General features: G+C 67.6%; 21 protein-coding genes. 18 read left to right on the top strand and 3 right to left on the bottom strand.

Going from position 1 to position 22,408, the window contains the following annotated elements; translation table 11 throughout:
- The first annotated feature begins 105 nt into the window (after positions 1-105).
- Positions 106-960: a hypothetical protein gene (locus Q5425_RS19130; protein WP_308673608.1), complete on the top strand. Its 855-nt coding sequence runs from the start codon at positions 106-108 to the stop codon at positions 958-960.
- Between the two features lie 101 nt (positions 961-1,061).
- Here the strand turns inward: Q5425_RS19130 and Q5425_RS19135 are convergent, their stop codons facing one another.
- Positions 1,062-2,000: an SDR family NAD(P)-dependent oxidoreductase gene (locus tag Q5425_RS19135; RefSeq protein ID WP_308673609.1), complete on the bottom strand. Its 939-nt coding sequence runs from the start codon at positions 1,998-2,000 to the stop codon at positions 1,062-1,064.
- Positions 2,001-2,102: 102 nt separating this feature from the next.
- Here Q5425_RS19135 and Q5425_RS19140 point away from each other — a divergent pair, with 102 nt between their 5' ends.
- The 11 genes from Q5425_RS19140 to Q5425_RS19190 all read left to right on the top strand — a co-directional run bounded on the left by Q5425_RS19140 (position 2,103) and on the right by Q5425_RS19190 (position 14,544).
- The gene (locus Q5425_RS19140) at positions 2,103-2,948 is read left to right on the top strand and encodes a helix-turn-helix transcriptional regulator (protein ID WP_308673610.1); all 846 of its coding nucleotides are present in this window, start codon (positions 2,103-2,105) and stop codon (positions 2,946-2,948) included.
- A gap of 119 nt (positions 2,949-3,067) precedes the next feature.
- A complete protein-coding gene (locus Q5425_RS19145) occupies positions 3,068-5,815 on the top strand; it encodes an AAA family ATPase (protein WP_308673611.1) in 2,748 nt (915 codons plus the stop codon).
- A gap of 80 nt (positions 5,816-5,895) precedes the next feature.
- The gene (locus Q5425_RS19150; protein ID WP_308673612.1) at positions 5,896-6,729 is read left to right on the top strand and encodes an alpha/beta hydrolase; all 834 of its coding nucleotides are present in this window, start codon (positions 5,896-5,898) and stop codon (positions 6,727-6,729) included.
- A gap of 9 nt (positions 6,730-6,738) precedes the next feature.
- Entirely contained in the window at positions 6,739-7,548 is an 810-nt protein-coding gene (locus tag Q5425_RS19155) for an alpha/beta hydrolase (protein WP_308673613.1), read from the top strand.
- Between the two features lie 69 nt (positions 7,549-7,617).
- Positions 7,618-8,235, top strand: a complete 618-nt coding sequence (locus tag Q5425_RS19160) for a DUF1345 domain-containing protein (protein WP_308673614.1) — start codon at positions 7,618-7,620, stop codon at positions 8,233-8,235.
- Between the two features lie 227 nt (positions 8,236-8,462).
- Positions 8,463-8,915 (top strand): hypothetical protein, encoded by a 453-nt coding sequence (locus tag Q5425_RS19165; protein WP_308673615.1) that lies wholly within the window; start codon positions 8,463-8,465, stop codon positions 8,913-8,915.
- Positions 8,912-9,235: a hypothetical protein gene (locus Q5425_RS19170; protein ID WP_308673616.1), complete on the top strand. Its 324-nt coding sequence runs from the start codon at positions 8,912-8,914 to the stop codon at positions 9,233-9,235. Before Q5425_RS19165 ends, Q5425_RS19170 begins: the two co-directional genes overlap by 4 nt.
- A complete protein-coding gene (locus Q5425_RS19175) occupies positions 9,235-10,452 on the top strand; it encodes a putative T7SS-secreted protein (RefSeq protein ID WP_308673617.1) in 1,218 nt (405 codons plus the stop codon). Before Q5425_RS19170 ends, Q5425_RS19175 begins: the two co-directional genes overlap by 1 nt.
- A gap of 4 nt (positions 10,453-10,456) precedes the next feature.
- On the top strand, positions 10,457-10,864 hold the full coding sequence (locus tag Q5425_RS19180; protein WP_308673618.1) for a hypothetical protein: 408 nt from the start codon (positions 10,457-10,459) through the stop codon (positions 10,862-10,864).
- Positions 10,865-11,245: 381 nt separating this feature from the next.
- The gene (locus Q5425_RS19185; RefSeq protein WP_308673619.1) at positions 11,246-11,677 is read left to right on the top strand and encodes a polymorphic toxin type 28 domain-containing protein; all 432 of its coding nucleotides are present in this window, start codon (positions 11,246-11,248) and stop codon (positions 11,675-11,677) included.
- 1,745 nt (positions 11,678-13,422) lie between these two features.
- Entirely contained in the window at positions 13,423-14,544 is a 1,122-nt protein-coding gene (locus Q5425_RS19190) for a DUF262 domain-containing protein (RefSeq protein WP_308673620.1), read from the top strand.
- 732 nt (positions 14,545-15,276) lie between these two features.
- On the opposite strand, the gene Q5425_RS19195 is transcribed toward Q5425_RS19190, so the two are convergent.
- Positions 15,277-15,954 carry an HAD-IA family hydrolase gene (locus Q5425_RS19195; protein ID WP_308673621.1) on the bottom strand — a complete coding sequence of 226 codons (678 nt, stop codon included), beginning with the start codon at positions 15,952-15,954 and terminating at the stop codon, positions 15,277-15,279.
- Complete coding sequence (locus Q5425_RS19200) at positions 15,951-16,793, bottom strand: GntR family transcriptional regulator (RefSeq protein WP_308673622.1); 843 nt, start codon at positions 16,791-16,793, stop codon at positions 15,951-15,953. The genes Q5425_RS19195 and Q5425_RS19200 overlap by 4 nt, the downstream gene beginning before the upstream one ends.
- A gap of 225 nt (positions 16,794-17,018) precedes the next feature.
- On the opposite strand from Q5425_RS19200, the gene Q5425_RS19205 reads away from it, so the two are divergent.
- From Q5425_RS19205 to Q5425_RS19230, 6 genes are all read left to right on the top strand, one after another.
- Positions 17,019-17,492 (top strand): hypothetical protein, encoded by a 474-nt coding sequence (locus tag Q5425_RS19205; RefSeq protein WP_308673623.1) that lies wholly within the window; start codon positions 17,019-17,021, stop codon positions 17,490-17,492.
- Between the two features lie 512 nt (positions 17,493-18,004).
- The gene (locus Q5425_RS19210; protein WP_308673624.1) at positions 18,005-18,283 is read left to right on the top strand and encodes a hypothetical protein; all 279 of its coding nucleotides are present in this window, start codon (positions 18,005-18,007) and stop codon (positions 18,281-18,283) included.
- Entirely contained in the window at positions 18,267-18,515 is a 249-nt protein-coding gene (locus Q5425_RS19215; protein ID WP_308673625.1) for an AMED_5909 family protein, read from the top strand. The genes Q5425_RS19210 and Q5425_RS19215 overlap by 17 nt, the downstream gene beginning before the upstream one ends.
- Before the next feature lie 337 nt (positions 18,516-18,852).
- Positions 18,853-20,400 (top strand): FtsK/SpoIIIE domain-containing protein, encoded by a 1,548-nt coding sequence (locus Q5425_RS19220; protein WP_308673626.1) that lies wholly within the window; start codon positions 18,853-18,855, stop codon positions 20,398-20,400.
- Positions 20,397-20,783 carry a hypothetical protein gene (locus Q5425_RS19225; RefSeq protein ID WP_308673627.1) on the top strand — a complete coding sequence of 129 codons (387 nt, stop codon included), beginning with the start codon at positions 20,397-20,399 and terminating at the stop codon, positions 20,781-20,783. Before Q5425_RS19220 ends, Q5425_RS19225 begins: the two co-directional genes overlap by 4 nt.
- Positions 20,783-22,408, top strand: a complete 1,626-nt coding sequence (locus Q5425_RS19230; RefSeq protein WP_308673628.1) for a replication initiator — start codon at positions 20,783-20,785, stop codon at positions 22,406-22,408. The genes Q5425_RS19225 and Q5425_RS19230 overlap by 1 nt, the downstream gene beginning before the upstream one ends.

Consider the following 22,408-nt stretch of genomic DNA (forward strand, 5'->3'; position numbering starts at 1 on the left):
CGGGCGTGTTCACGGTTGATCCCTACCGGCTTTCTGCCGGTGTGTCCTTTCGCATTCAGCGAACGTTTTTCACCTTTCCCTTGTGTTCTCGAAGGAGTATTTGTCATGCGAATCCAGACGAAGCGCACCCTGCAGGTTGCTTTGCTCAGCGGTGGCCTGCTGACGGTCGGCACCGGCGTCGCCTCCGCGGCCGAGGTCGTCGACCCCGGAGTGCCCGCTTCGCCGGTGGACCAGCTCGTCCCGAATTCCGGGCTTCCCGGTGTCGCGGACACGGTGAACGGCGCCACCGACGAACTTCAGGCGGCCTCGACCGGCGTGGATCTGCAGCACCCGGCCCAGGCCCTCGGCACGGTGCTGCCCCTCGGCGCCCAGCAGCAGCGTCCCGCCCCGGTCCTGCACACGGTTCCGCTTCACCTGCTCCAGTACCTTCCGGCGCCGAGCGCCGCGGTCGACGGCGAGCTGCCGGAACCGGACCTCAACGCGCCGCTGGGCAGTGAGCTGGCGGCCACCGAAATGCCCGTTCTCCCGGCCACCGTGCCGCTGACGGCCGCGGCGGACGCCGAGCCGGCCCGGGCCACGGTCGACCGCGAGCTGCCGACGCTGCCGCTGCACGGAACCGTCTCCACCCGGCCCCTCGACTTCAAAGAGGGCACCCGGGTCACCGGCCTGAACACCGCCGCGGCCCAGCCGGGGGCGCCGGCCAACGACCGTCGCGCGGACGCCCCCGCGGCGGGGCTTCCGTTGCTGGGCGGGCTGCTGCCGAGCACCGGCGGAGTTCTCCCGGCGCTGAACGGGGTGGCCGACGTGACCCAGCTGGCCTCGCTCGCCGGGCTGACCCAGCTGACCGGCAGCACACCGCTGACCCAGGCCGGGCGCTACAACACCGGCGCGGTCACCGCCCCGCCGACCCAGCACGCTCCGGCCACCCTCGGGTCGCCGACCGCGCTCCTGGGCAAGTAACAGCACAGCTCACCCCACGTTGAGGGCCGGAGGCACGCATGCCTCCGGCCCTCAGTTATGTCCGCTGCCGCTCGAAGAGGCCCCCGATCTCCCGGGCCGCGCTAACGCGACGCGCCCGCACGCTCCAACAGCTCGATGGTCGCCTCCCACAGGCGCCGCTCGCGATCGCGGTCGTGGGCGACCGGCCGCACCTCCACCGGCTTGGTCTTGACCACGAACGCGCCGCCACGCAGGTTTGCCCACTTGTCGTCGAGGGCCATCGCGGCCAGCAGCGGCCCCGAACGCCGCGGCGTCGACACGCCCGGAATCCGGCCCACGGCCCGGCTGATCGCCTGGAGTGCCGCGGGTGCGCCGCGGCCCAGCGCGGTGCCGGGCATCCAGCCCGGTTCGAACACCGACACGCTGATCCCGGCGCCGGCTCGGCGCTGCAGCTCGTGGGCGTAGTACAGGATCGCCAGCTTGGCGTTGGAATACGCGACACCGGAGGCGGCCATACCCGGCTCTTGCCCACCGGCAGCCGGGCGCGCCAACAAGACGGGATCGGCCCACTCGGCTTCGGGCACGTGCAGCAGCTTGCGCCAGAAGTTGGCGTGATAGGTGTTCGATCCGACGAGCACGACCCGAGCCGGGGCGGTGAAGGAGCCGAGCAGGTCTCCGATCAGCTGGGCGTGCGCCAGGTAGTTGACGGCGAAGGTCAGTTCGTAACCGTCCGACGAGGACTGCCGGGTGTCGGCCGACATGACGCCGGCGTTGGCGACCAACGCTCGCAGCGGCCGGACGACGCCGTCGGCGAGCAGGCCGCGCGCGGTGGCCGCGGCCGCACGGACGTCGGCCAGGCTCGCCAGGTCGCAGCCGATCTCGTGGACGCGCGCACCGAGGGCGCGGGCCTCCTCCGCGACCGCGGTCAGGTCGCGGCCGGCGCGGCCGACGAGCAGCAGGTCGGGTCGCTGCCCCTCATGGCGGCCGGCCATGGCCAGCACGGCGTGGCGGCCCAGGTTGCGCGTCGGGCCGGTGATCAGCACGGTTCCGGGTTCGGTCATGGCCCCAGCCTGCGGGAACAGCCGCACGGCAGGCAGTCGTCCGGTTTTCGTAGGACTGCCAGGGCCAGGACAACCCAGGCGGACCCGAGGAGACTGGGCAGCGTGGAAGCGTGGGAGTTCGGCCGGACGGTACGCCGCTGGCGCGACCGGATGACACCCGAAACCGTCGGCGTGCCGGTGGGCCGCCGACGCCGGGCCGACGGGTTGCGCCGCGAAGAGCTGGCCGCGCTCGCCGGCATCTCGGCCGACTACCTGACCCGCCTCGAGCAAGGACGCGCGACCGCCCCGTCGGCTCAAGTGGTGGAGTCGCTGGCGCGCGCACTGCGCCTGTCCGACGCCGAACGAGACCTGCTCTACCGGCTGGCCGGGCACGCCGCACCAGGCCCGGACGTCGTGTCGTCACGGGTGTCCCCGAGCGTGCAGCGGCTGCTCGACCGGCTCTCGCACACCCCGGTGGTCGTTTACGACGCCAGCTGGACACTCGTGCTGGCCAACGCCCCCTACGACGCGCTCATGGGCGACACGACCACCTGGCGCGGCTTGGACCGCAACGCCGTCTGGCGCAACGTCGCCCGCCTGCCTTCACGGGTCGTGCACACCTCGCGAGAGCAGGCCGAACACGAAGCCCGGCTCGTGGCCGACCTGCGCCTGACGGCTTCGCGCTACCCGGCCGACCGCGCGCTGCGGCGCCTGATCGCCGACCTGACCTCCGGCTGCCCGCGCTTCGCCGAGCTCTGGGACGCCGAAGCACCGCCGCCCCCGGCCGACCCGTCCCGGCGCAAGACCGTCGACCACCCGGCGGTCGGCCGGATCACGTTGGACTGCGACACGCTGCTCGTCACGCTGGACGACCTGCGCATCACCGTTTACACCGCCGAGCCCGGCACCGAAGACGCCGACCGCCTGGCCCTCGCCGTCGTCTGTGGCACTCAGTCGCTGCAGTTCTGAGCACGAGTGTCGCGGCAGCGGCCCTCCCTCTCCCGGGAAACGCCTCGCGTGTCATTGTGCGGGCGAGGACGCGGCGCCCGGCGGGCAGCGGGAGCCGCACGGAGGAGACGGAGCGGGGCATGCAACGACCGGCGCTGCTGGGTCGCGACACAGAGCGCGCCGCACTGGCCGCCCTGGTCGAGCGCGCCGCCGCCGGCTCGGGCGGCGCGGTGGTCGTCCTCGGCGCACCCGGGATCGGCAAGTCGACGCTCGTCGCCGAGGCGGCGGCGCGGGCTGCGGGCCACGGGATCCGGGTGCTCACGGCGGTGGGCGTGGAGTCGGAGGAGGACGTCGCCTGCGCCGGCCTGCACCAGCTGGTCCACCAGCTGCGAGACGGGATCGACGACCTGCCCGGACCGCAACGTGCCGCGCTGCGCGCAGCCGTCGGGCTCGCCGACGAGGCCGTGCCCGACCTCTACCTCGTCGGCCTGGCCGCGCTGACCCTGCTGTCGGACGCGGCGGTGAAGGCACCGCTGCTGGTGGTCGTCGAGGACGCCCACTGGATGGACCGGGCCAGTCTCGACGTGCTCGGGTTCGTCGCGCGGCGGATCGAGTCCGACCCCCTCGCCCTGGTCGTCGTCACCCGCGGCCTGGACGACCGGCTCGGCGGTGCCGGGCTGCCCGTGCTGGACCTGGACCCGCTGACGGCCGAGGTGTCGGGCGAGCTGCTGGACGCGGTGGCCCCCGGCTTGGGCCAGCAGGTCAGACGGCGGCTGCTGGAGGAGGCGGCCGGGAACCCGTTGGCGCTGACCGAGCTGCCGGTCGCACTGCGGTCGGTCGGTGGGGCGTACGCGCTCACGCCGGGTCCGCTGCCCTTGACCGAGCGGCTGGAGCGCACCTTCACGGCCCGGGTCTCCCGGCTTCCGGCCGACACCCGGGCGGTGCTGCTCCTCGCGGCCCTCAACGGTGACGGGACGCTGGACGAGTGCCTCGCCGCCGCGGCCCGGATGCTCGGAACCGCGGTCGACGTCGCCGCCCTCGGGCCGGCGGTCGATGCGGGCCTGGTGGAGGGGTGGGGGATGGTCTTCCGGCACCCGCTCGTCCGCTCGGCGCTGCACCACGCTGCGACCGCCGCCGAACGACAGGCCGCACACGCCGCGCTCGCCGCTGAGCTCCAGGGGCAGCCCGACCGGCAGGCGTGGCACCGCGCCGCCGCCACCGCCGGTCCCGACGAGCACGCCGCGCGAGACCTGGACTCCACCGCCGGGCGGGCCCTGCGGCGGGGCGGTGTCGCCGCGGCCCTGGCCGCGCTGCGGCGAGCGGCGGAGCTGACCGCGGACCCGTCCGCTCGCGCGGACCGGCTGCTGCGCGCGGCCGAGCTCGCCCTGGAGTCGGGCCAACCGGACGTCGCGGCGCACCTGCTGGCCCAGGCGCGGTCGCTGGACCTCTCGGTCCGGGACCAGGGCCGTGCGGCCTGGGTCGGCATCGCCCTGGTCGAAGGGTCGGCGCAGGGTGAGGGCACCGCGACCGCCGAGCTGGCCGAGCTGGCCGTCGGGCTCGCCGCCGGCGAGCCCGTGCTGGGGCTGCGCATGCTGTGGGGCGCGGTCCTGCACTGCTTCTGGGGAGAGCCGGGGCGGGCCGCCCGCCGCCGGGTCGCCGCCGCCGTCGACCGGATGCCGGTGGACGCGGACAACGCCGACCTGGTGGCCCTGCGGGCGTACTGCGCGCCGGTCGAGCATGGGCGAGCCGTCCTCGAGTCACTGGCCGGGCAGCTGGAGCGTTCGTCCGAGGATCCCGAGGGCGATCAGCTCTTGGGCGGTGCCGCGGTGACCGTGGGGGCTCCCGCATTGGCGAGCCGGCTGACCGCGAGGTCGCTGGACGCCCTGCGGGCCCAGGGCCGGCTGTCGATGCTGGCCCGCGCCCTCTGCGTCCAGGCGGGGAGCGCCGCGCGGCTCGGTGACGTGCGCGCCGGCCACCTCGCCGCCGAGGAGGCCGCCGAACTGGCCCGCGAGACCGGTCAGCCCCTCGTGCACGCGATGGTGCACGCCATCCGCGCCCAGCTCGCCGCCGTCTGCGGCGACCCGCAGGCGGAGGCGTGGGCAGCGGAGGCGGAGCGCACCGCCCTCCCCGGCGGCGCGCGCCCGGCGCTGGCCATCGTCCAGATGGCCCGCGGGCAGGCCGCCCTCTGCCAGGGGCGCTACGGCGACGCCTTCGGGCACCTGCGCCGCGTTTTCGACCCGGCCGACCCGGCGTTCCACCCTTGGCTGCGCTTCTACGGCGTCGCCGAACTGGTCGAAGCGGCCGTGCGCAGCGACTCCGCCGAGGCGGCGCGGGACGTCCTGGAGGAGCTGACCCCGCTCGGCGAGCTGACATCCTCCCCCGCCCTGCTCTGCGGGCTGCGCCTCGGCCACGCCCTGCTCAGCCCGCCGGCCGCCGCCGAGTCGCGCTACCGGGAGGCCCTCGACGCCGTTCCCGTCGACTGGCCGTTCGAGCGGGCGCGGGTGCACCTCGCCCTGGGCGAGTGGCTGCGGCGGCACCGGCGCCCCGCGGAGTCCCGCGTCGTCCTGCAGGCCGCACGCGAAGTCTTCGACGCGCTCGGCGCATCAGCCTGGGTGGAGCGGGCACGCCAAGAGCTGCGCGCCGCGGGCGCGTCCTCCCCTCGCCGGGACCTGGCCGCCGTCGACCGGCTCACCTCGACCGAGCTCCACGTCGCCCAGCTCGCCGCGCAGGGGCTGACGAACCGCGAGATCGGCGAACGGCTGTACGTCTCGCCCAGGACGGTGAGCACCCACCTCCAGCGGATGTTCCCCAAGCTGGGGGTGACCTCCCGCGGCGAGCTCGCGGCGGTGCTGGGCGCCGCGATGACGTATGCCGAAGACGTCGTCTGACGGACGCGGGGGATCCGGTTCGCTCCCTAGGTTCGTGCCATGCCCGGTCCGCACCCGGCGGACGGGCGGGAAGGCACACCATGGCGACGATCACCGTCGGCACCGAGGGCTCGACCGACATCGAGCTCTCCTACGAGGACCATGGCTCCGGCCGGCCGGTCGTCCTGATCCACGGCTACCCGCTGGACGGGCGGTCGTGGGAGAAGCAGACCCAGGCGCTGGTCGAAGCCGGCCACCGCGTCATCACCTACGACCGCCGGGGCTTCGGCCGGTCGAGCCAGACCATGACGGGCTACGACTACGACACCTTCGCCGGCGACCTGAACCAGGTCCTGACCGAGCTGGACCTGCGTGACGTCGTCCTCGTCGGCTTCTCGATGGGCTCGGGTGAAGTCGCCCGCTACCTCGGTACCCACGGCTCGGAGCGGGTCGCGAAGGCGGCTTTCCTCAGCGGGCTCCCGCCGTTCCTGCTGCAGACGGAGGACAACCCCGCGGGCGTGCCGCAGTCGGTGTTCGACGGCATCGCCGAGCAGGCCAAGGCCGACCGCTACGCGTGGTTCGAGAGCTTCTTCGTCGACTTCTTCAACACCGATGAGACGCTCGGCTCCCGGCTCAGCGAGGCCGCGCTCCGGGCGAACTCGGTCACCGCCATCGGCTCGGCACCGGTGGCGGCGTATGCGTGCGTTCCGACGTGGCTGACGGACTTCCGGGCCGACCTCGAGCGCATCGACGTGCCGTCGCTGATCCTGCACGGCACCGCCGACCGCATCCTGCCGATCGACGCCACCGCGCGCGAGTTCCGCCGCCGCCTGCCCGGCGCGCGCTACGTCGAGATCGACGGTGCTCCGCACGGCCTGCTGCTCACCCACGCGGCCGAGGTCAACGCCGCCCTGATCGCCTTCATCGCAGACTGAGAGCCGGACATGCACAAGCTCACCCACCGCGTCACCGTACGCATCACCGTTCTGCTGGCCCTGCTCGCCGCGGTCGCCGGGTTCGGCACGTCGAGCGCAGTAGCGGCCCGCCCGGCAGGCGGACCGAAGCCCACGATCGTCCTCGTCCACGGCGCTTTTGCGGACGGCGCCAGCTGGACCCCCGTCATCGAGCAGCTGCAGCAGCGCGGCTTCACCGCGATCGCCGTGGCCAACCCCCTGCGCGGAGTCCGCTCCGACGCCGAAGCCCTCGACGCGCGTCTCGCCGGCATCGACGGGCCCGTGGTGCTCGTCGGCCACTCCTACGGCGGTGCCGTCATCACGAACGTGCGGGCACGTTCCCCGAAGGTGAAGGCGCTGGTGTACGTCGCCGCCTTCGCCCCCGCCAAGGCTGAATCCGCGGCCGACCTCGCCGGGAAGTACCCCGGCAGCACGCTGGGTGAGACGCTGGCACCGGTCCCCCTGCCCGACGGCTCGCAGGACCTCTACATCAAGCCCGCGCTCTTCCGGCAGCAATTCGCAGCTGACGTGCCGGCGCGACAGGCGGCCGTCATGGCCAGCACGCAGCGCCCCATCTTGGGCGCTGCCCTGGAGGAGGCGTCCGGCGAACCCGCCTGGGCGAGCATCCCGTCGTGGTTCGTGCTGGCCGGCGCCGACAAGAACATCCCCGTGCGGGCGCAGAAGTTCATGGCCGACCGGGCCGGCGCACGCGCCACCGTGACCGTCGAGCGGGCGTCGCACTCCGTAGCGGTGTCCCACCCGGACACGGTCGTCAGGCTCATCGTGCGGGCCGCAGGCTGACCCCGGCTCCCGCGGGCTGCGGCCCGCGGGGCCGACGCCGCGCTCCTGCGCTCTCAACAAAGGAAGGTCATGCGCTTCAGCCCGTCAATCGTGCTGTCCCGGATCATCGAGAGCACGCTCGTCCTGCTCGGCGTCCCGATTTTCTTGTCGGACGACATCAGGTGGATCGCGTTGTGGGACCTCATCGCCGTCGTCTACCTCGCGTCCCGCGTCATCCGCCTCAGCCGCGGCAAGCGGGCGGGCGACAACCAGGGCGCGTGGGTCAAGAGCGCGCTGGGCCGGCGCAGCGGCACCCTGTTCACCTTGTGCACGAGTTTTATCGGGATCATGTCCGGCCTGACCATCGTGCTCACCAAGGAGGACACCCAAGCGGCGCTGCTCGGCAAGACCGCGGGTGTGCCCGCCGTGCTGCTGGCGTGGGCGATCCTGCACTTCGGCTACGCCGACCGCTACGCGCAGGCGTACTACAGCGCCCTGCCCGAGAAGCTGTTGGTGTTCCCCGGCTCTGAGCACCCGACGTTCATCGACTTCGCGTACTTCTCGTTCACGGTCGGCACGACGTTCGCGGTCTCCGACGTCGAGTCACGCACTTCAGGGATCCGGCTGCGAATCCTCGCGCACGGCGTGCTCTCGTTCATCTACAACACCGCGATGCTCGGCATCGCCATCGGCGTGATCAGCGGCTGATCGCCCACACTCGTCGGTGGGCCGCCTGGGGCTCGAACCCAGAACCTACGGACTAAAAGATTGCGGGAAAACAATGTCGGCGAGTGTCACTCAATGCCGCTCGCTGCCAATAAATGCAGTTCGGTCGACATCTTCACCGCTTTTCAGTGTCGCGAAGTGTCGCCCGGTGTCGGGCACTGCTTCGGCAACGGATGTCACTGTTTGCAGCAGGCAGTACACTCATAGCCATGAAAGGGGGAGGTGCAGAAGCAGAAAGTGAACCTGTTGTGGCCCGATGCGCACAGGACGTGGTGGCTGGTCGGCGCGGTCTTCACGAGCTCGATCCGGTGTTCGCTTGGGCGACGGTCTACGGGCGACGACCTGCTCGCCCCGGGGTCGAGGCAGTCGACGTCGCCGGCCGTGGCCGGTGGACGTTCGTGTTCTCCACGCCGCAGCGGCTCGCCGCGCACTTCGGAGATTGCGACGTCTATGCGACCACCGGCGCCGATCTTCTCGGACAGCTGCCGATCGGTATCGGCGTGATGCTCGATCCGGACGACGAGCATCGGCTCCCGATCCTGAACCGGATGGTGCCGCCGCAGGCGCTCACCGCGGTACGGCGACGAGCCGAGCAGAAACGCACCCGGCAGGCCATGCCCACCACCGAGGTCACCGTCAAGCGCGAGGAGGGCGCCGAGTGAGTGTGGACGGGCCAGGGTTCCACGTCGACGTCGACGTCCTGGACAACGCGGGCAAGGGAATCACCCAGAGCATCCATGACCAGGAGACATTCGAGCTGCGCGGCCTCTGCGGCGACGCCGAACTCTACGGCCATGCCGGGGTCCACAACGCGCTGGCGGACTACTGCGCGCGATGGAGCGCGGGACTGGACACGCTGACCGAGGACGCCGGCGTGATCGGCGATTGCCTCACCCACGCCGCTGACGCCTACCGGGGAATCGACGAGGCGGCCGCACGACAGCTGCCCGCGGATCCCGGCACCGTGGCGATCGGTGACTGATGGCCGAACTCGGTGAGACCGCCGATCCGCGCGCCCTCGTTCCCGGTGACCCGGCCGCGATCGAGGAGAACGCCCGGGTACTGCACGCCCGGTCCCGGGCAACCGGACAGGCCGGGGACAGCCTCCGCCGGATCGACACCGACTCATGGGCCGGTCCGGCCGCGGCCAAGTTCCACGACAAATTCAGCTACGAACCCACAAAGTGGCTGGCCGCCTCCGACTCGTTCGACGCGGTCGCCGAAGCACTCAACGGGTACGCGCAGACCCTGCGCTGGGCGCAAGGCCAGGCGAGCGACGCCATCCGGCTGTGGAATCAAGGCCAGGCGGCAACGGCGGAAGCGAAGGCCCGCTATGACCGCGACGTCACCAACGCCGACGCCCAGAATCGGCAGCACGCGGCCAACGGTGACACCACGCGAGTGACCGTCGCGCCGTTCTCCGATCCCGGCGAGGCCGACCGGCAAGCGGCGCGCGACACACTGAACCGCGCCCGCCAGCAACTCACCGAAGCCGGGGACCGGACCGCCGAGACCATCTCCGACGAGGCCGGCGGCGCACCCACAGCCTCAGACTGGCTCGACGACGTCGGCGGCTTCTTCGCCGACTTCGGCGAAGGCGCCTGGAACGCGTTCAAGGGGTTCGGCGAAGGCGTGTGGAACCTCGTCTACGCCATCGGCGACCCAGGCAACCCCGACCACGAGGGCCTGACCGACATCGCCTCGGCCGCGTGGCACAACATCACCCACCCCGTGGACTTCGGCAAGAACCTCATCGCCTGGGACGACTGGGCCGACCACCCGGGCCGAGCAACCGGCCAAATCGTGGGCGGCCTGCTCGTCGGCGGCGCAGCCGGCAAGCTGCTCAAAGGCACCCGCGCAGCAGAAAAACCCGACCCGGCCGCGCCGAAACTACCGCCGGTGAAGGCGGCCCTGAAGGAGTACTTCGACCAGGGCACACCACCAAAGGCATCCGATCTGGCCCGCTACGCCGAGTCCAAGGGATGGACGAGACAGCAGACACCGAACGGCCCGCCGAAGTACGTCGACGACAACGGCATCATCCGGATGACCCTCAAGGAAGGCAGCGGCCGCGCCCCGGGTAGCGAGAACCCCCACGTCGAACTGCGCAACGAAGACGGGGTCCGCATCGACCCGCAAGGCAACCCGGTCACCAGGAAGAGCCTGGGAAACCACACACCGATCACCTGGGACCGCTGAGCACATGACGAACTACACCGACATCCCCGACCTCGCCGACGTCTACCTCGAAGACAGCTTCGTCCTCGCCATCGACGAGACACCCACCTCGTTGACCTTCCGGCTCGAGGCCGTACTGACCTCGTCACACCCGCGCTATCACCAGCCGCGACCGGACGAAGCACACTGCTACGCCGACGCCGTGCTGACCATCACCGACGCCACCAAGGTCGAATGGGTCACACGGTCATCCCGGACCTACCGCGACGCCACCGGCGAAGAAGACCTCGGCAACATCGACAGCCTCCAGCGTCACGACAACCACTACGAAATCGCCGGCGACTGGGGCCACGTCCGGATCTACTCGAGCGCGGCGCCGCGCTTCACCCTTACCTCCGAAGCCACGAACCCGCACGGCAACACAACCGCTTGATCGAGCCACCGGCTCTTCAGCTGGTTTCGCGTGTTCGCTTGGCAGTGCGACCGGCACCGAGCGAACACGGCACGCAGCGCCGACCGCACGGCTCCAGCTCAGCCCCTGAGTAAGGGAACCCGCAGGGATGGGAGCACGAGCTCAAGCCGCGGCTGCGCCGCCTCACCGGCGATCTGGCCCACGTCGAACGCCACCGCACCGAGATCGTGGTCCGGCTGAGTGGTGGCACGGTGGAGATCGCGCTCAAGACCCTGCGCACCGCTGAAAGGTCAGCGCTCTGCTGGAAACGCTCGGTGACTACGGCCGGCACTTCCTGCCGGCAACTTCCTCGCCGACCTCGGCACCCACGCAGCGAACAGCTTCGCCTCGTTCGGCAACGCCATGCTCAACCACCCGGTCGACACCGCCGCCGCGGTCGGCGATATGGCACTGACCTACATCAGTTCAGCGGGCGAAGGCGCCGGCATCGCCCTCGACGCCACCGGCGTCGGCGCCATCGTCGGCATACCTCTTAACGTCGTGTCCGCGACCGGCATCGCCATCGGCGGGACGATGACGGTCGGCGCCGTCGGCGGCCTCGCGCGACATGCCATGACCGACGACCAGGTCAAACCCGTCAAACCACGCGCCAACCCGACCAAACCCACCAAGACGGACAGGCTCAGGGAACACCTCACCGACAAGGACCTTGACGGAGGCCGCCGCGAACTGAACGGCGAAGTCGTCACCCGCAAGGGCGACGGAACACCCTGGACCACGTCAACGAAGTCAGAGAGGCCCAGAACGGCCTCTCAAACCAGATCAACCGGTTGAACGCCAGTGCCGCAGAGCGACCTTCGGGCCACGCCCGCGGACACACCATGCCAGCCGAACATGGACGCAGAAGCTGCTGCGACACAGCACCGACCGCCCATCGCCGGATCAACGATTTTCCAGCAACAGCAACAAAAATGACCGCTACCCGCGGATCGAACATCCACTGTCGGAATGCGCTCGCAGGTCGACCCAAGCACCGCGACTGGCGACCTCGGCCACACAACGGGCCACACGGACCCGTTTGACCTGCGGAAAGATCATCAGACGGAATGTTTCCGCAGGTCAGACGCATGATCGTAGTGGGCCGCCTGGGGCTCGAACCCAGAACCTACGGAGAATAAGCCCAGGTCAGCGGCTAGTTCTCGTCATCTGTCGATACCAGTCTTCACCTGCATAGACGTCCGCGCGAGACGATCATGGCCGGTCGCTGCTTCTCGTCGTTCTGCGTCGTTTCCCGGGGGAAAACCGGGGAGATGATCATGCCCTCTTCGCGGCTCTCGCTGCCAGCTCGCTCATACCCACTCTACCGCCCACAGCTCCCCCGCCATCCCGATACGAAGCCAGAACGCGGCCGGTGGCGTCGGGTCAAGGCACGCTTCCCAGCCTTGACGCGGCGTCACCGGCCGTTGTCACGATCAAGCTTCGGGGTGGCTAGCGATGCCACAGCGCTGCGTCACATCTTTGTTACAGCGGGGAGCACCGTCTGGAGGATGCGTAACACCGCATCCTCTGGTTACGCTCTAGGTCACGTGCAACTTGTTGGCGCGTACATGGAGGAGGGTTGGCGCATGAACACGGACTGTGCTGATCCGAACGTCGAAATCGTAGCCGTCCCAGAGGAAGATGCCTGGGCGGCTTTCGATCGGCAAGCACGACGTCTCCTCCAGATGTCCGGCGGGCACTTCATCGAGTGCTGGGAGCAAGGCAAGTTCAGCGAGGACGACGACCCACGTGTCACTCGCGTTGCCATGCTCATGCCAAGTGCCTGGTAAGACGGCATACGAGGCGTATCAGCAGTTCGTACAGCCGATCGAACGGGCTGTTGCATGCGTAGCTCGTACAAAGATCATGATTGCGCCTAGAGGCTACAGCCTCGGGACGCAGTACACGATGTTCTTTCCGAATGGTGACCCGATCGCCTTGCGGGGCGAGCCCCGCTTGCTCCTCGACCTGGGGCTGACCTACGAGATCATCGAAGATGAGAGTACTGCTGGCGGGCCGTTTCGCGTTACGACGAAGGCCTACCAACACTCCCTGAGCACGCCCAGCGGAGCTGAAGTTGTGGGCTACCACTGGCACCCGTCTGGTAGGTCTCATGAGCTTCGGCCGCACGTCCACATCGGATCGGGCCAGCTCCGCGACGAGGCAGTTCTGAAGAACAAGGCCCACGTGATGACGGGACGGTGCTCTATCGAGCAGGTGATCCGGACCGCGGTCCAGCTGGGCGCCCTTCCGGTGTGCCCAGATTGGAGCGAACGCCTGGATGGGGGGCACGAGATCTTTGTCAAGTACCGCACGTGGCACTAGCCGGGCCGCCGGCCGGAGCGGAGCGGAGGCCGGGCGAGCCCGGCACCGGCGCGCGCGCCGCTTGATCCCATAGAGGTAAGTTCGGCAAGGTCGAGCGGCCCCGAGGTCGACCGATGCGATTCGCATGTCGCCGCAGGCTCGCTACGTACCAACGGGCGGACCGTTCTTGAGAGGAACCAATGAGCTCACGACGCAATCAGTCAGACGATGAGGACTTGTCCCTTGACGTAACCGAAGAAGACATTACTTCCGAGGTGCGACAAGACTCGACTGTCACATGGAGTACGGACTGGACCGTCGGGACGATAATTGAGCAACTTCGTCGCGACCGATTCGATCTCGAACCAGCTTTTCAGCGCCGCGATGTGTGGAATCAGACCAAGCAATCTCGTTTTATCGAGTCGCTTCTTCTAGGCATACCGGTTCCGCAACTCATACTGGCTGAACGCAACAGCGCCCGCGGGAAGTTTATCGTACTAGACGGCAAGCAACGACTGCGAAGTCTTCAGCGATTCGCGGGGCTCGATGGACCACCCCTGCGCCTGACCGGCCTGGACGTTCTCACGAACCTACGAGGCGCAACATACGAAGACTTCTTGGATGACAACCTAGAAGCACACAGTGCCGCTCTGGAAAACCAGTCCATTCGAGCAGTAGTTCTGCGAGGATGGGCGAACGAAGCCTTACTTTACCTAACCTTTCTGCGCCTCAACTCGAATGTTGTCGGACTATCTCCACAAGAACTTCGTCGCGCCCTTCATCCAGGTAAGTTCATGGAGTACCTGATGGAGCATTCTGGTGAGGACACTCACATCCAGAACTTCTTGAACATCAAAAAACCAGATTTCAGGATGCGCGACGCGGAAATTTTACTACGTCATATCGCATTAACCCTTAGGATTCGCGAATATCGAGGAAACCTTCGCGCATTCCTCGATGAAACATGTTCTCTTTTTAATAGTGAGTGGCAGTCGGCAGAGCGCGAAGTTCGCCAAGCGTCCGAAGGATTTGATAGAGCAGCCGCGTTTACCTCCCTTATTTTTGGAAAGGAAGCGTTTCGGCGCTACTCGAGCCGGGGGTACGAGCGCCCGCGCAATCGTGCAGTACTGGACATCATGGCATTCTATTTTCAACACCCTGAGATCCGGAGGACCCTTGGGGAACACCGCGGGTCAATAAAGCCACTCTTCGAGGATTTATGTCGTAACAACGCAGAATTCAGCGAATCGCTCACATCGACCACAAAGTCTGTAGGCGCCGTGATGACGCGTCTAACATATTGGGGGCGAGCCCTTTCGGAACTTAGCCCAGCCGTTGCGGAAGTTATCCCTGGATGAAAAGACAGAGATTACTCATATATCCGGATCTCTGCGCTTCCCTGCAGAGCATATCGCGCACGTACAATCGGGGATTCAGGCCGGTACCTGCAGACGACGACTTTGTTGCAGCTGATGCAATGATCGTAGCGAGTCATGCGCAGATCGAGTTCTACTTGGAGGAACTATGCAGAAAAGTGGCTCACTCGGCTTTAATGCGGCACAAATCCGGAAGACCCTCGTCCCCGCTACTTGAATCCATCAAGACTTCATGTTATTGGAGTAACGTTGCACAGCTTCCTCGCGGTAACTTTAGTTTCGAAACAGGCGACTTGGAGATAGAGAGAAGCGTCAAATGGTACGTCGAGCGGATCGATAAAAATCAGGGCATCAAACGTTCTAACATCCTTGCACTGCTTCTTCCAATTGGATTTACCGACGGAGAGCTAGACGACGTCTGGCTCGCTGATATGGATTCCTTTGGTGGAGATCGCGGAGACACAGCCCATGGCCGCCCACATAAATCTTTTGGCCGGCCACCGGTATCGCTTAGCGGGATAAGTAATTCGATTCCGATCTGGACTCAGAAGTCGAGCCGCCTTCGAATAAGAGTCGCCCCCTGGGATGCACAAAAGAAGATCGATTCCTTACTTCCTGGACTGCTTGAAGCCGACAAAGCCGCAGCAGCCAAAGTGTAAGACAAGTGGGGCGGATTTTCGGAATGTTTCATAGCCAGGCAAGCCACCCCCACACTTATCGCACGTTCACGATATGGAGATCCTGAAGTCTACTAACGACCAAGCCCGCACCAGCACCAGTAAGGTCGTCGAACTTTTTTGGCTTATTTGCGTACCCCACAGAGAATACAGAAGCGGATCGCGCGGCTTCAATATCGGTAATAGAGTCACCAACAAAAACCGACTCGCCAGGCGCTACCATGAGCGCAGCAAGAGCCAGACGCAAAAGATAAGGGTGCGGCTTGAGTAGTGCTGCGTCCGACCCCGTCCGCGCAGATATGAAATCGACCATCCCTCGAAGATTGTAGAGTTCGAGATAAGCGCCGACAGCAGACGCATTGTTGTTGCTAACAACGGCAAGCGCTCTGCCGGAGTCGTACCACGCCTCGATGAGTTCATGTGCACCGCTCGCTGGAATGGCGCTAGAAATTGCCTCGACTTCGCGCGCAGCAAAAGCTGCTTCGACGCAGCGAGCCTCGTCTTTTCCGAGCGTAGCGGCATACTGGAAAACTTCAAATGGATCGCCACTCGTTGCGACCCATTCGGGAACGTCGACGTGTCCGCCATCGGCGAGAACTCCGCGCAGTTGGTCGGCAACGCTTGAGGCAGGAAGTCCCGCGAAGACGGAGCAGATTGGGCCGTCAAAGTCGAGGAGCAACGCGCGTGCCCTGGCGAGCACATCTGCCGCCTTCACCGCCGGTAGTCCGTGGCGACGCTGTTCCACAAGCTATCGAACCACAGCCTTGCCTGCTCAACGTACTGCGAGCCAGTCGACGTGTCGTCGTCGTTGATCGAATGATGGAATAGGATTGCGTCCTTGCCCATGAGGTCATACATCGCCTGGGTCTCGCCGCCAAAGTTGATGGTGTGCTCGCGAACCGGGTAGAAGCCGAAGAACGTCTCTTCGTTGTTAATCAGGTAAAGCTTGAACATCGGCGGTGACGGGTGCACGCGGACCTGTGCGGTGGCCTTATTGACCAAGCCCAATTCGGCGAGTTCGGTCACCGAGTCGACGATGGCCAGGGTGTGCCGACGCATGATCTCTTCGGCGCGCTTGCGGAATAGCGGACTGTCGGCATGCTCGTCGACGGTGACCGGCAGGGACCACGGCTGCGTCGGGTCTGGAACCAAAAGGCGGACGGTGATCGACTCGGGCCGAAGCCGGCCGATCCGGATCTTGTCCAGCGGTTCTGCGATGACACCGTGCAGGGTCTCACCGGAGAAGCCAGCGAAGTCGATCGTGACGTCCTCGGCCTCAAAGGCTCGTTCGATGTGGGGACGAAGGCCGACCGGGCGCTCGGTGCGCTCGCGGACGAAGACACCGCTCCCCTGCCGCGACACGATCAGCCCCTCGTCGCGTAGCTCGCGAAGAGCGTTCTGCACGGTCATCGGGGCGACGTTGTAGTTCTTCGCCAGCTCGTTGCGAGACGGAAGCTTGTCCCCCGGAGAGAACTTGCGCGTGAGGATGGCAGCTCGGAGAGCGTTGGCGACCTGCACATACGGCGGCCTCGGGTCGTCCGGGTCCAGTGGCACGGTCGCTACCTCCTTCGCCCAGCTTGGGCATCGAGCCACGGGTTTCGTGTGCGCAAGTTTCATAGCGCGCGCACATCGTCCCGCGACTTGCCATCACCTGTCTAGACGGCCTAGCGGCCTAGCTCGATTCGAGCTTGGTTGACTTGTCTAGCCAACCTGGCTAACCTGATCAAGCCAGCCAAGTTAGGCAGCGTCGAGTGAGGCGCCTGACCAGGAGGTACCGACATGGCAGTAGCGCGCGGGACACGCTTCGAGATCGAGCACGACGTCGTGTTCCCGGCCGGAGCCGCGATCGTCGGTCCGGTCACACCGGACATGGAGTACGTCTCCAACGAGGACAAGGCCCGAGGCAAGCAGCCCAAGCAGAAGATCGACGAGCAGACCGGCCTGCCGCAGTGGAAGGTCACCGTGACCGACCCGTCGGCGGAGAAGGACCGCGACAAGTCGGCCACGGTCATCCTTCTCGACCGGGTCCAGCCCGTTCCGCCTCCGGCGGCGATGCAGGGGTTCGACTTCCGGCCGGTCGTGTTTGAGGGCCTGATGGTCGAGCCCCGGGTGATGGGAGAGAAGTTCAAGTACCAGGGCTGGGTGCTGCGGGCGACCGGCATGCGTGAGCCGGGCCGTAGCGCTGGCTCGAAGCAGGCTGCCGCGAAGACGCCGGCCGGTGAAGGCTCGGGCAGTCAGCAGAAGGCCGCGTGATGACGGGGCGGCCGTCGCGTGAGGCGGTCGCTCGGTGGAACGAGGCGTACGCGGAGCAGACAGCCGCACTGTTCGCCGCGATGAGGTCGGCTTCGGATGACCTGGCGGCAGTGCGGCGTCTTGCTCTCGCTTACCACGCTGTGGCGGTTGCCTGGCGTGCCTTGTCCGCCGATCTGGCTGTGCCGCTGTGGGCGCGTCACGCGTCGGCAGTTGCGGCGGAGGACTTCATGCGGCGCTCGCAGGTCGAGTTCAGCCGCGCCGATTCTGGTCGTCGACCAGGGGAGCTGACATGAGCCGGTGGGAGTTGGTGCGGGCTTGGGAACTGGCCTACGCCCGATACCCGGCCGCGTCGGACGCTGAGCTGCCGTCGGTGTCGCGGGCGGTCGCCGCTGCTTGGCGTCGCCTTGCCGCCGAGTTCGAGCTTCCCGGATGGGCGCACGCGGCGGTCATGTCCGCGGCAGAGGCGTTCGAGATTCAAGCCGACAAGTACAGCGTTCGAGGTGAGGAAGGGCATGTCGACCACCGGATGGGACGGGTTCGGCGTGACGTGGGTCGTCGGCCCGCAAGCGGAACTGACGGTCGAGGAGACTGGTTCGGAGCCGACGCACCCGCCGATGCTGGTGCTCGCGGGCGCGCCGTGCGTGGTGACGCTCCGACCGCCGGACGACCCGGCGATGTGGCCGGCGTGCGTGACGTTCCTTCGCCAGCTCCGCGACGGCGCGGAGGACCTGGCGGCGCTTCTCGAAGCCCGCGCGATGGCTCGGCTGGTGCGTGATGAAGACGCCGGATAAGCCGCGCACCCTTCGGGACGCGCACGAGATCGCCATGGACCGGCGGCCCGCGCCAGACGCGAACCCATCTGTCTGGCTGGCCTACCGCCAGGCGAACGCCCGGATGTACGAGCTTGTTGCCGACGTCGACCGGGGCCACCACCACGAATCCCTGTACTGGGCGGACTACGAACGACGTCAAGCGGGGGAGGTGTCGGCGAAGATTCAGGGCGCGAAGACCAAGCCAGAATAATCCCGTGTAGATAGTCCAGAAGTCAGACACTGCAACTAAAAACGTGCGCTATGTCGTGCGGCGATGAAACGCGTCCTCTTCCGGCGACGCGGAACCGTAAGGCGCAGAAGCGGAAACTCGGCTACCAACCATGCCGCTCCTGCGCTGTCCACAACCGCGAGGTGTGAACAATGCAGACGCTAGACGATGGCAACAACCGTGCGCCAGTGGGGGTCACCCGAGCACGATGCTCGGAATGCAAGCGGTTCGCTCGGCTGCTGCCTGGCGAAACCAAGTGCTCCCCGTGCCTGGGGGCGTTGCCGCTGGATCTCTCGACGGTGCTGGGTGGTGGTCGGCGATGACCTCCCCCGGAATGCTCGTGATCGCCCTGGCCGGCCTCGGCCTCTTCGTCTGGATGCTCGCCAAGATCGGGCGCGCGCTGGCCTCGATGGCTGAGCTGCTGACCGCCATGGTGGTCGTGTTCGTGGCCCTGTGGTGGGCCTGCAAGGCCGTGTTCTGGCTGTTCTCACAGGTCGTGATCCACTGGCGCACCTCGTTGACCGTGATCGCGGTCTACCTGTGGTGCGTCTGGGTCGGCTGGGTCTGGCTCGTGGTCAACCTCGGCGGCCTGGCGCTGATCCTCGGGGTGTGGCGGCTGCTGGATGTGACCTCGTTCGACCAGTGGTGCGGCCGGCCGCTGCGGTCGTGGTGGCTGCGCTGGGCCGTCTACCACCTCAAACTCCCCGGCTGGCTGCACGCCTGCGGCCTCAGCGTCCGCGATGCCGCGATGCCGGTCGAGGTCACCGTCAACCTGGTCGGTCGCCGGAAAGCCTCTCGGGCGACGGCCCGGCAGTCCGGCGTGCAGGTGCCCAAGGTCCTCGGCGTCCGCTCCGGCCCGTCGTGGGACGAGGTCCGGGTGCAGCTCGTGCCCGGCCAGAAGCCAGAGGACTTCGACGACGCGGCCCGTGCCCTGGCCTCAGCGCGGAAGGTCGCCCGGTGTCAGGTGCGGGAGCTGGAGCCGAACGTGGTGTCGGTCGACTTCCAGCGTCGTGACCAGCTGGCCACGCTCGTGCACTCCCCCGCGCTGCCGGACGGGCAATCCGCGGTGGATCTCCGAAAGGTGTGGGCAGGTCGCACCGAGTATGGGCATGACTGGCGGGTGCCGCTGCTGGGTTCCGGTGCGCACTGCCTGACCGCTGGTGCCTCGGGTGCGGGCAAGAACAGCGTGATGTGGTGCCCGCTCGTCGCGGCGGCTCCGGCGATCCGGTCGGGCCTGGTGCGCATGTCCGGGATTGACCCGAAGGGGATGGAGCTCGCCTATGGGCGCGGGATCTTCGCCCGGTACGCGGTGTCGGGGAAGGACGCACTCGAGGTGCTCGACGGCCTGGTCGAGGAGATGGAATCCCGGAAGCGCGAGTTCGCCGGCCACGTCCGCACCATCCCCCTGTCCACGGACTATCCGCTTGAGCTGCTGGAGTTCGACGAGATCGGCGCCCTGACCAAGTACACGGACCGGAAGACTCGCGAACAGATCGTCGAGCGGGTGGCGCTGCTCAACACTCAAGGACGAGCGCTCAACATCTCCGTACGCGGCTACGTGCAGGAGCCGACCAAGGACACCGTCCCGGTCCGGGAGCTCTTCACCCGCCGCGTGTGCTTGCGTGTCACGTCGAAGACACACATCGGCATGATCCTCGGCGACGGAGCCTATGAGCGTGGGGCGTGGGCCAACCGGATCGGCGATTCTGAGGCCGGGGTGGGGTTCGTGTGGGGCGAGGGCATCCGCGAGCCGCTGCGTATCCGTGCGGGCTGGGTGTCGGACGAGACGATCAAGGCGCTGGAGCAGTACGTCACCAACGGCGGCGTGGCTCGGCCGGTGCTCGGCGGCGAGGGGGTGGCGGCATGAACCGGCTGATGGTCTTCCTTGACACGATCCGGGACCACCTCGACCTGCACCAGCTCCCGCCGGTGGCGGCGTTGACCGTACGGACGTGGTCGAACCCGCTGACGGTCCAGCTTGACGCCCACCTGCTGCCCGACATCGCCGGGGCCTTGCTGACCTGGGCGAACACCCTCGACGACGTGTCCGCCTCGCTCTGGCGCACGTCGGACGGCGACTCGGTGCACCTGTCGGTCAACGGCCGGACGCCGTGCGGCATCCCGGTGCATGTCTACAGCGGGGTTGCGTACGACTCGTCGGTGTTCCCGGACCTGCCCGCCGGGCAACGGCAGGACATGCCGGTGTTCCAGCTGCGGCAATGGTCGCGCCCTGGGGAGGTGGCTGCCTGATGACACCCGAACAGACCTCACCGGCCGGGACGCGGGCTGAGCGGATGCGGACCCCGCTCGCGGCTGACGTGATCCGGGCGACGGCGGAGAAGCACGGCGTCTGCGTCCGGCCCTTCACGATGGAGGTCGGCGATACCGAGACCGGCGAGCTTCGCTACGTCCCGGTGCCGTGCGGGTCCACCGTCGAGTCGGTGTGCCTGCCGTGTGCTCGGAAGGCGAAGGCGCTTCGGCAGGCCCAGTGCCGCGAGGGCTGGCACATGAGCGAAGAACCCGTCCTCGCCGCCGAGCCGCCCTCGGAGGACCACAAGGAACTGTTGACCTACCGGGCGGACCTGGTCGCGGCCTACCGGGAGGTGGTCGAGCACGACCAGGCGGAGGCCGAAGAGCTACGGGAGGAGGTCGCCGGGGTCGACGCGGAACTTCGGCAACTCGGGATGCGCGGACGCCTGCCCGCCGTCGACCTGCCTACCAAGCGGGCCGTGAAGCGGTCGACCAAGCGGCGCCAGGACGCGCCGAACCTGCCTCGGCGGAAGGTCGCGAAGACCACCGTGGGCCGCGAATACGCGGGGAAGTTCCGGCCGTCCATGTTCGTGACGCTGACCTGCGACACCTACGGCCCCGTCCGTGATGGCGCCCCGGTCGACCCGAATCGATATGACTACCGGCGTGCGGCTCGGGATGCGGTGCACTTCTCGGCGCTGGTGGATCGCTGGTGGCAGAACCTGCGCCGGGTCGTCGGCTGGGACGCCCAGTACTTCGCGACTGTTGAGCCGCAGAAGCGCACGGCTCCGCACCTGCACGCCGCGATCCGCGGTGCGATCCCGCACGACGTCATCCGCCAGGTCACCGAAGCGACGTATCACCAGGTCTGGTGGCCCAACCACGACCAGGTGCTTTACGTCGACCGGCTGCCGGTCTGGGATGGCGACACCCGGATGTTCCTCGACCCGGACACCCGCGAGCCGCTGACGTCGTGGGATGACGCCGTGGAAGCGGTCGAGGAACCGGCGCACGTCGCTACCTTCGGGCAGCAGGTGCATTCGAAGGGCATCCTCGGCGGGACCGAAGAGGCCGGCCGCCACATCGGCTACCTGACCAAGTATCTGACCAAGTCGACTGGTGAGGTGGTCGAGGCGGACACGGCGCGGCTGCGGGACCACCACGACCGGTTGCACGCCGAGCTGTCGGTGACCCCGTGCTCGCCCCGGTGCGCGGTGTGGCTTCTGTACGGGGTTCAGCCCAAGGGCGCAGGCAGCAAGACCACCCCGGGTCACTGCAAGGGACGGGCCCATCGGCGGACCACGCTCGGGCTGCCGGGACGGCGGGTGCTGGTGTCGCGCAAGTGGTCGGGCAAGACCCTCGACGACCACAAAGCCGACCGCAAGGCCTTCGTTCAACAGGCGTTGGCCGCGATCAGCATCGAGAAGCCACAACCGGACCCGGCCCGGCTCGTGTGGCGCAAGGTCGAACCGGGAGACCCGCAGGTCCCGCCCCGGCCGCACCTGGTCATGCGGGCGATCGCGGAGCGGATCACATGGAAGGCCGAATACGACCGCGCGCTACTCGCCGCCGCAGGACCACCAGGGAGTGAACCAGAAACTTCGGCAACTCAGCTCGCGGCTTGA

It is taken from the genome of Amycolatopsis sp. A133 (assembly GCF_031082405.1).
Lineage (GTDB): Bacteria > Actinomycetota > Actinomycetes > Mycobacteriales > Pseudonocardiaceae > Amycolatopsis.

Bases quoted from the DNA above. Each gene is read 5' to 3' on its own strand.
- Q5425_RS19135 (WP_308673609.1), bottom strand. From the start codon at position 2,000: ATGACCGAACCCGGAACCGTGCTGATCACCGGCCCGACGCGCAACCTG.
- Q5425_RS19230 (WP_308673628.1), top strand. From the start codon at position 20,783: ATGACACCCGAACAGACCTCACCGGCCGGGACGCGGGCTGAGCGGATG.
- Q5425_RS19155 (WP_308673613.1), top strand. From the start codon at position 6,739: ATGCACAAGCTCACCCACCGCGTCACCGTACGCATCACCGTTCTGCTG.
- Q5425_RS19185 (WP_308673619.1), top strand. From the start codon at position 11,246: ATGCTCAACCACCCGGTCGACACCGCCGCCGCGGTCGGCGATATGGCA.
- Q5425_RS19150 (WP_308673612.1), top strand. From the start codon at position 5,896: ATGGCGACGATCACCGTCGGCACCGAGGGCTCGACCGACATCGAGCTC.
- Q5425_RS19180 (WP_308673618.1), top strand. From the start codon at position 10,457: ATGACGAACTACACCGACATCCCCGACCTCGCCGACGTCTACCTCGAA.
- Q5425_RS19215 (WP_308673625.1), top strand. From the start codon at position 18,267: ATGAAGACGCCGGATAAGCCGCGCACCCTTCGGGACGCGCACGAGATC.
- Q5425_RS19165 (WP_308673615.1), top strand. From the start codon at position 8,463: ATGAAAGGGGGAGGTGCAGAAGCAGAAAGTGAACCTGTTGTGGCCCGA.
- Q5425_RS19130 (WP_308673608.1), top strand. From the start codon at position 106: ATGCGAATCCAGACGAAGCGCACCCTGCAGGTTGCTTTGCTCAGCGGT.
- Q5425_RS19145 (WP_308673611.1), top strand. From the start codon at position 3,068: ATGCAACGACCGGCGCTGCTGGGTCGCGACACAGAGCGCGCCGCACTG.
- Q5425_RS19210 (WP_308673624.1), top strand. From the start codon at position 18,005: ATGTCGACCACCGGATGGGACGGGTTCGGCGTGACGTGGGTCGTCGGC.
- Q5425_RS19205 (WP_308673623.1), top strand. From the start codon at position 17,019: ATGGCAGTAGCGCGCGGGACACGCTTCGAGATCGAGCACGACGTCGTG.
- Q5425_RS19160 (WP_308673614.1), top strand. From the start codon at position 7,618: ATGCGCTTCAGCCCGTCAATCGTGCTGTCCCGGATCATCGAGAGCACG.
- Q5425_RS19175 (WP_308673617.1), top strand. From the start codon at position 9,235: ATGGCCGAACTCGGTGAGACCGCCGATCCGCGCGCCCTCGTTCCCGGT.
- Q5425_RS19225 (WP_308673627.1), top strand. From the start codon at position 20,397: ATGAACCGGCTGATGGTCTTCCTTGACACGATCCGGGACCACCTCGAC.
- Q5425_RS19220 (WP_308673626.1), top strand. From the start codon at position 18,853: ATGACCTCCCCCGGAATGCTCGTGATCGCCCTGGCCGGCCTCGGCCTC.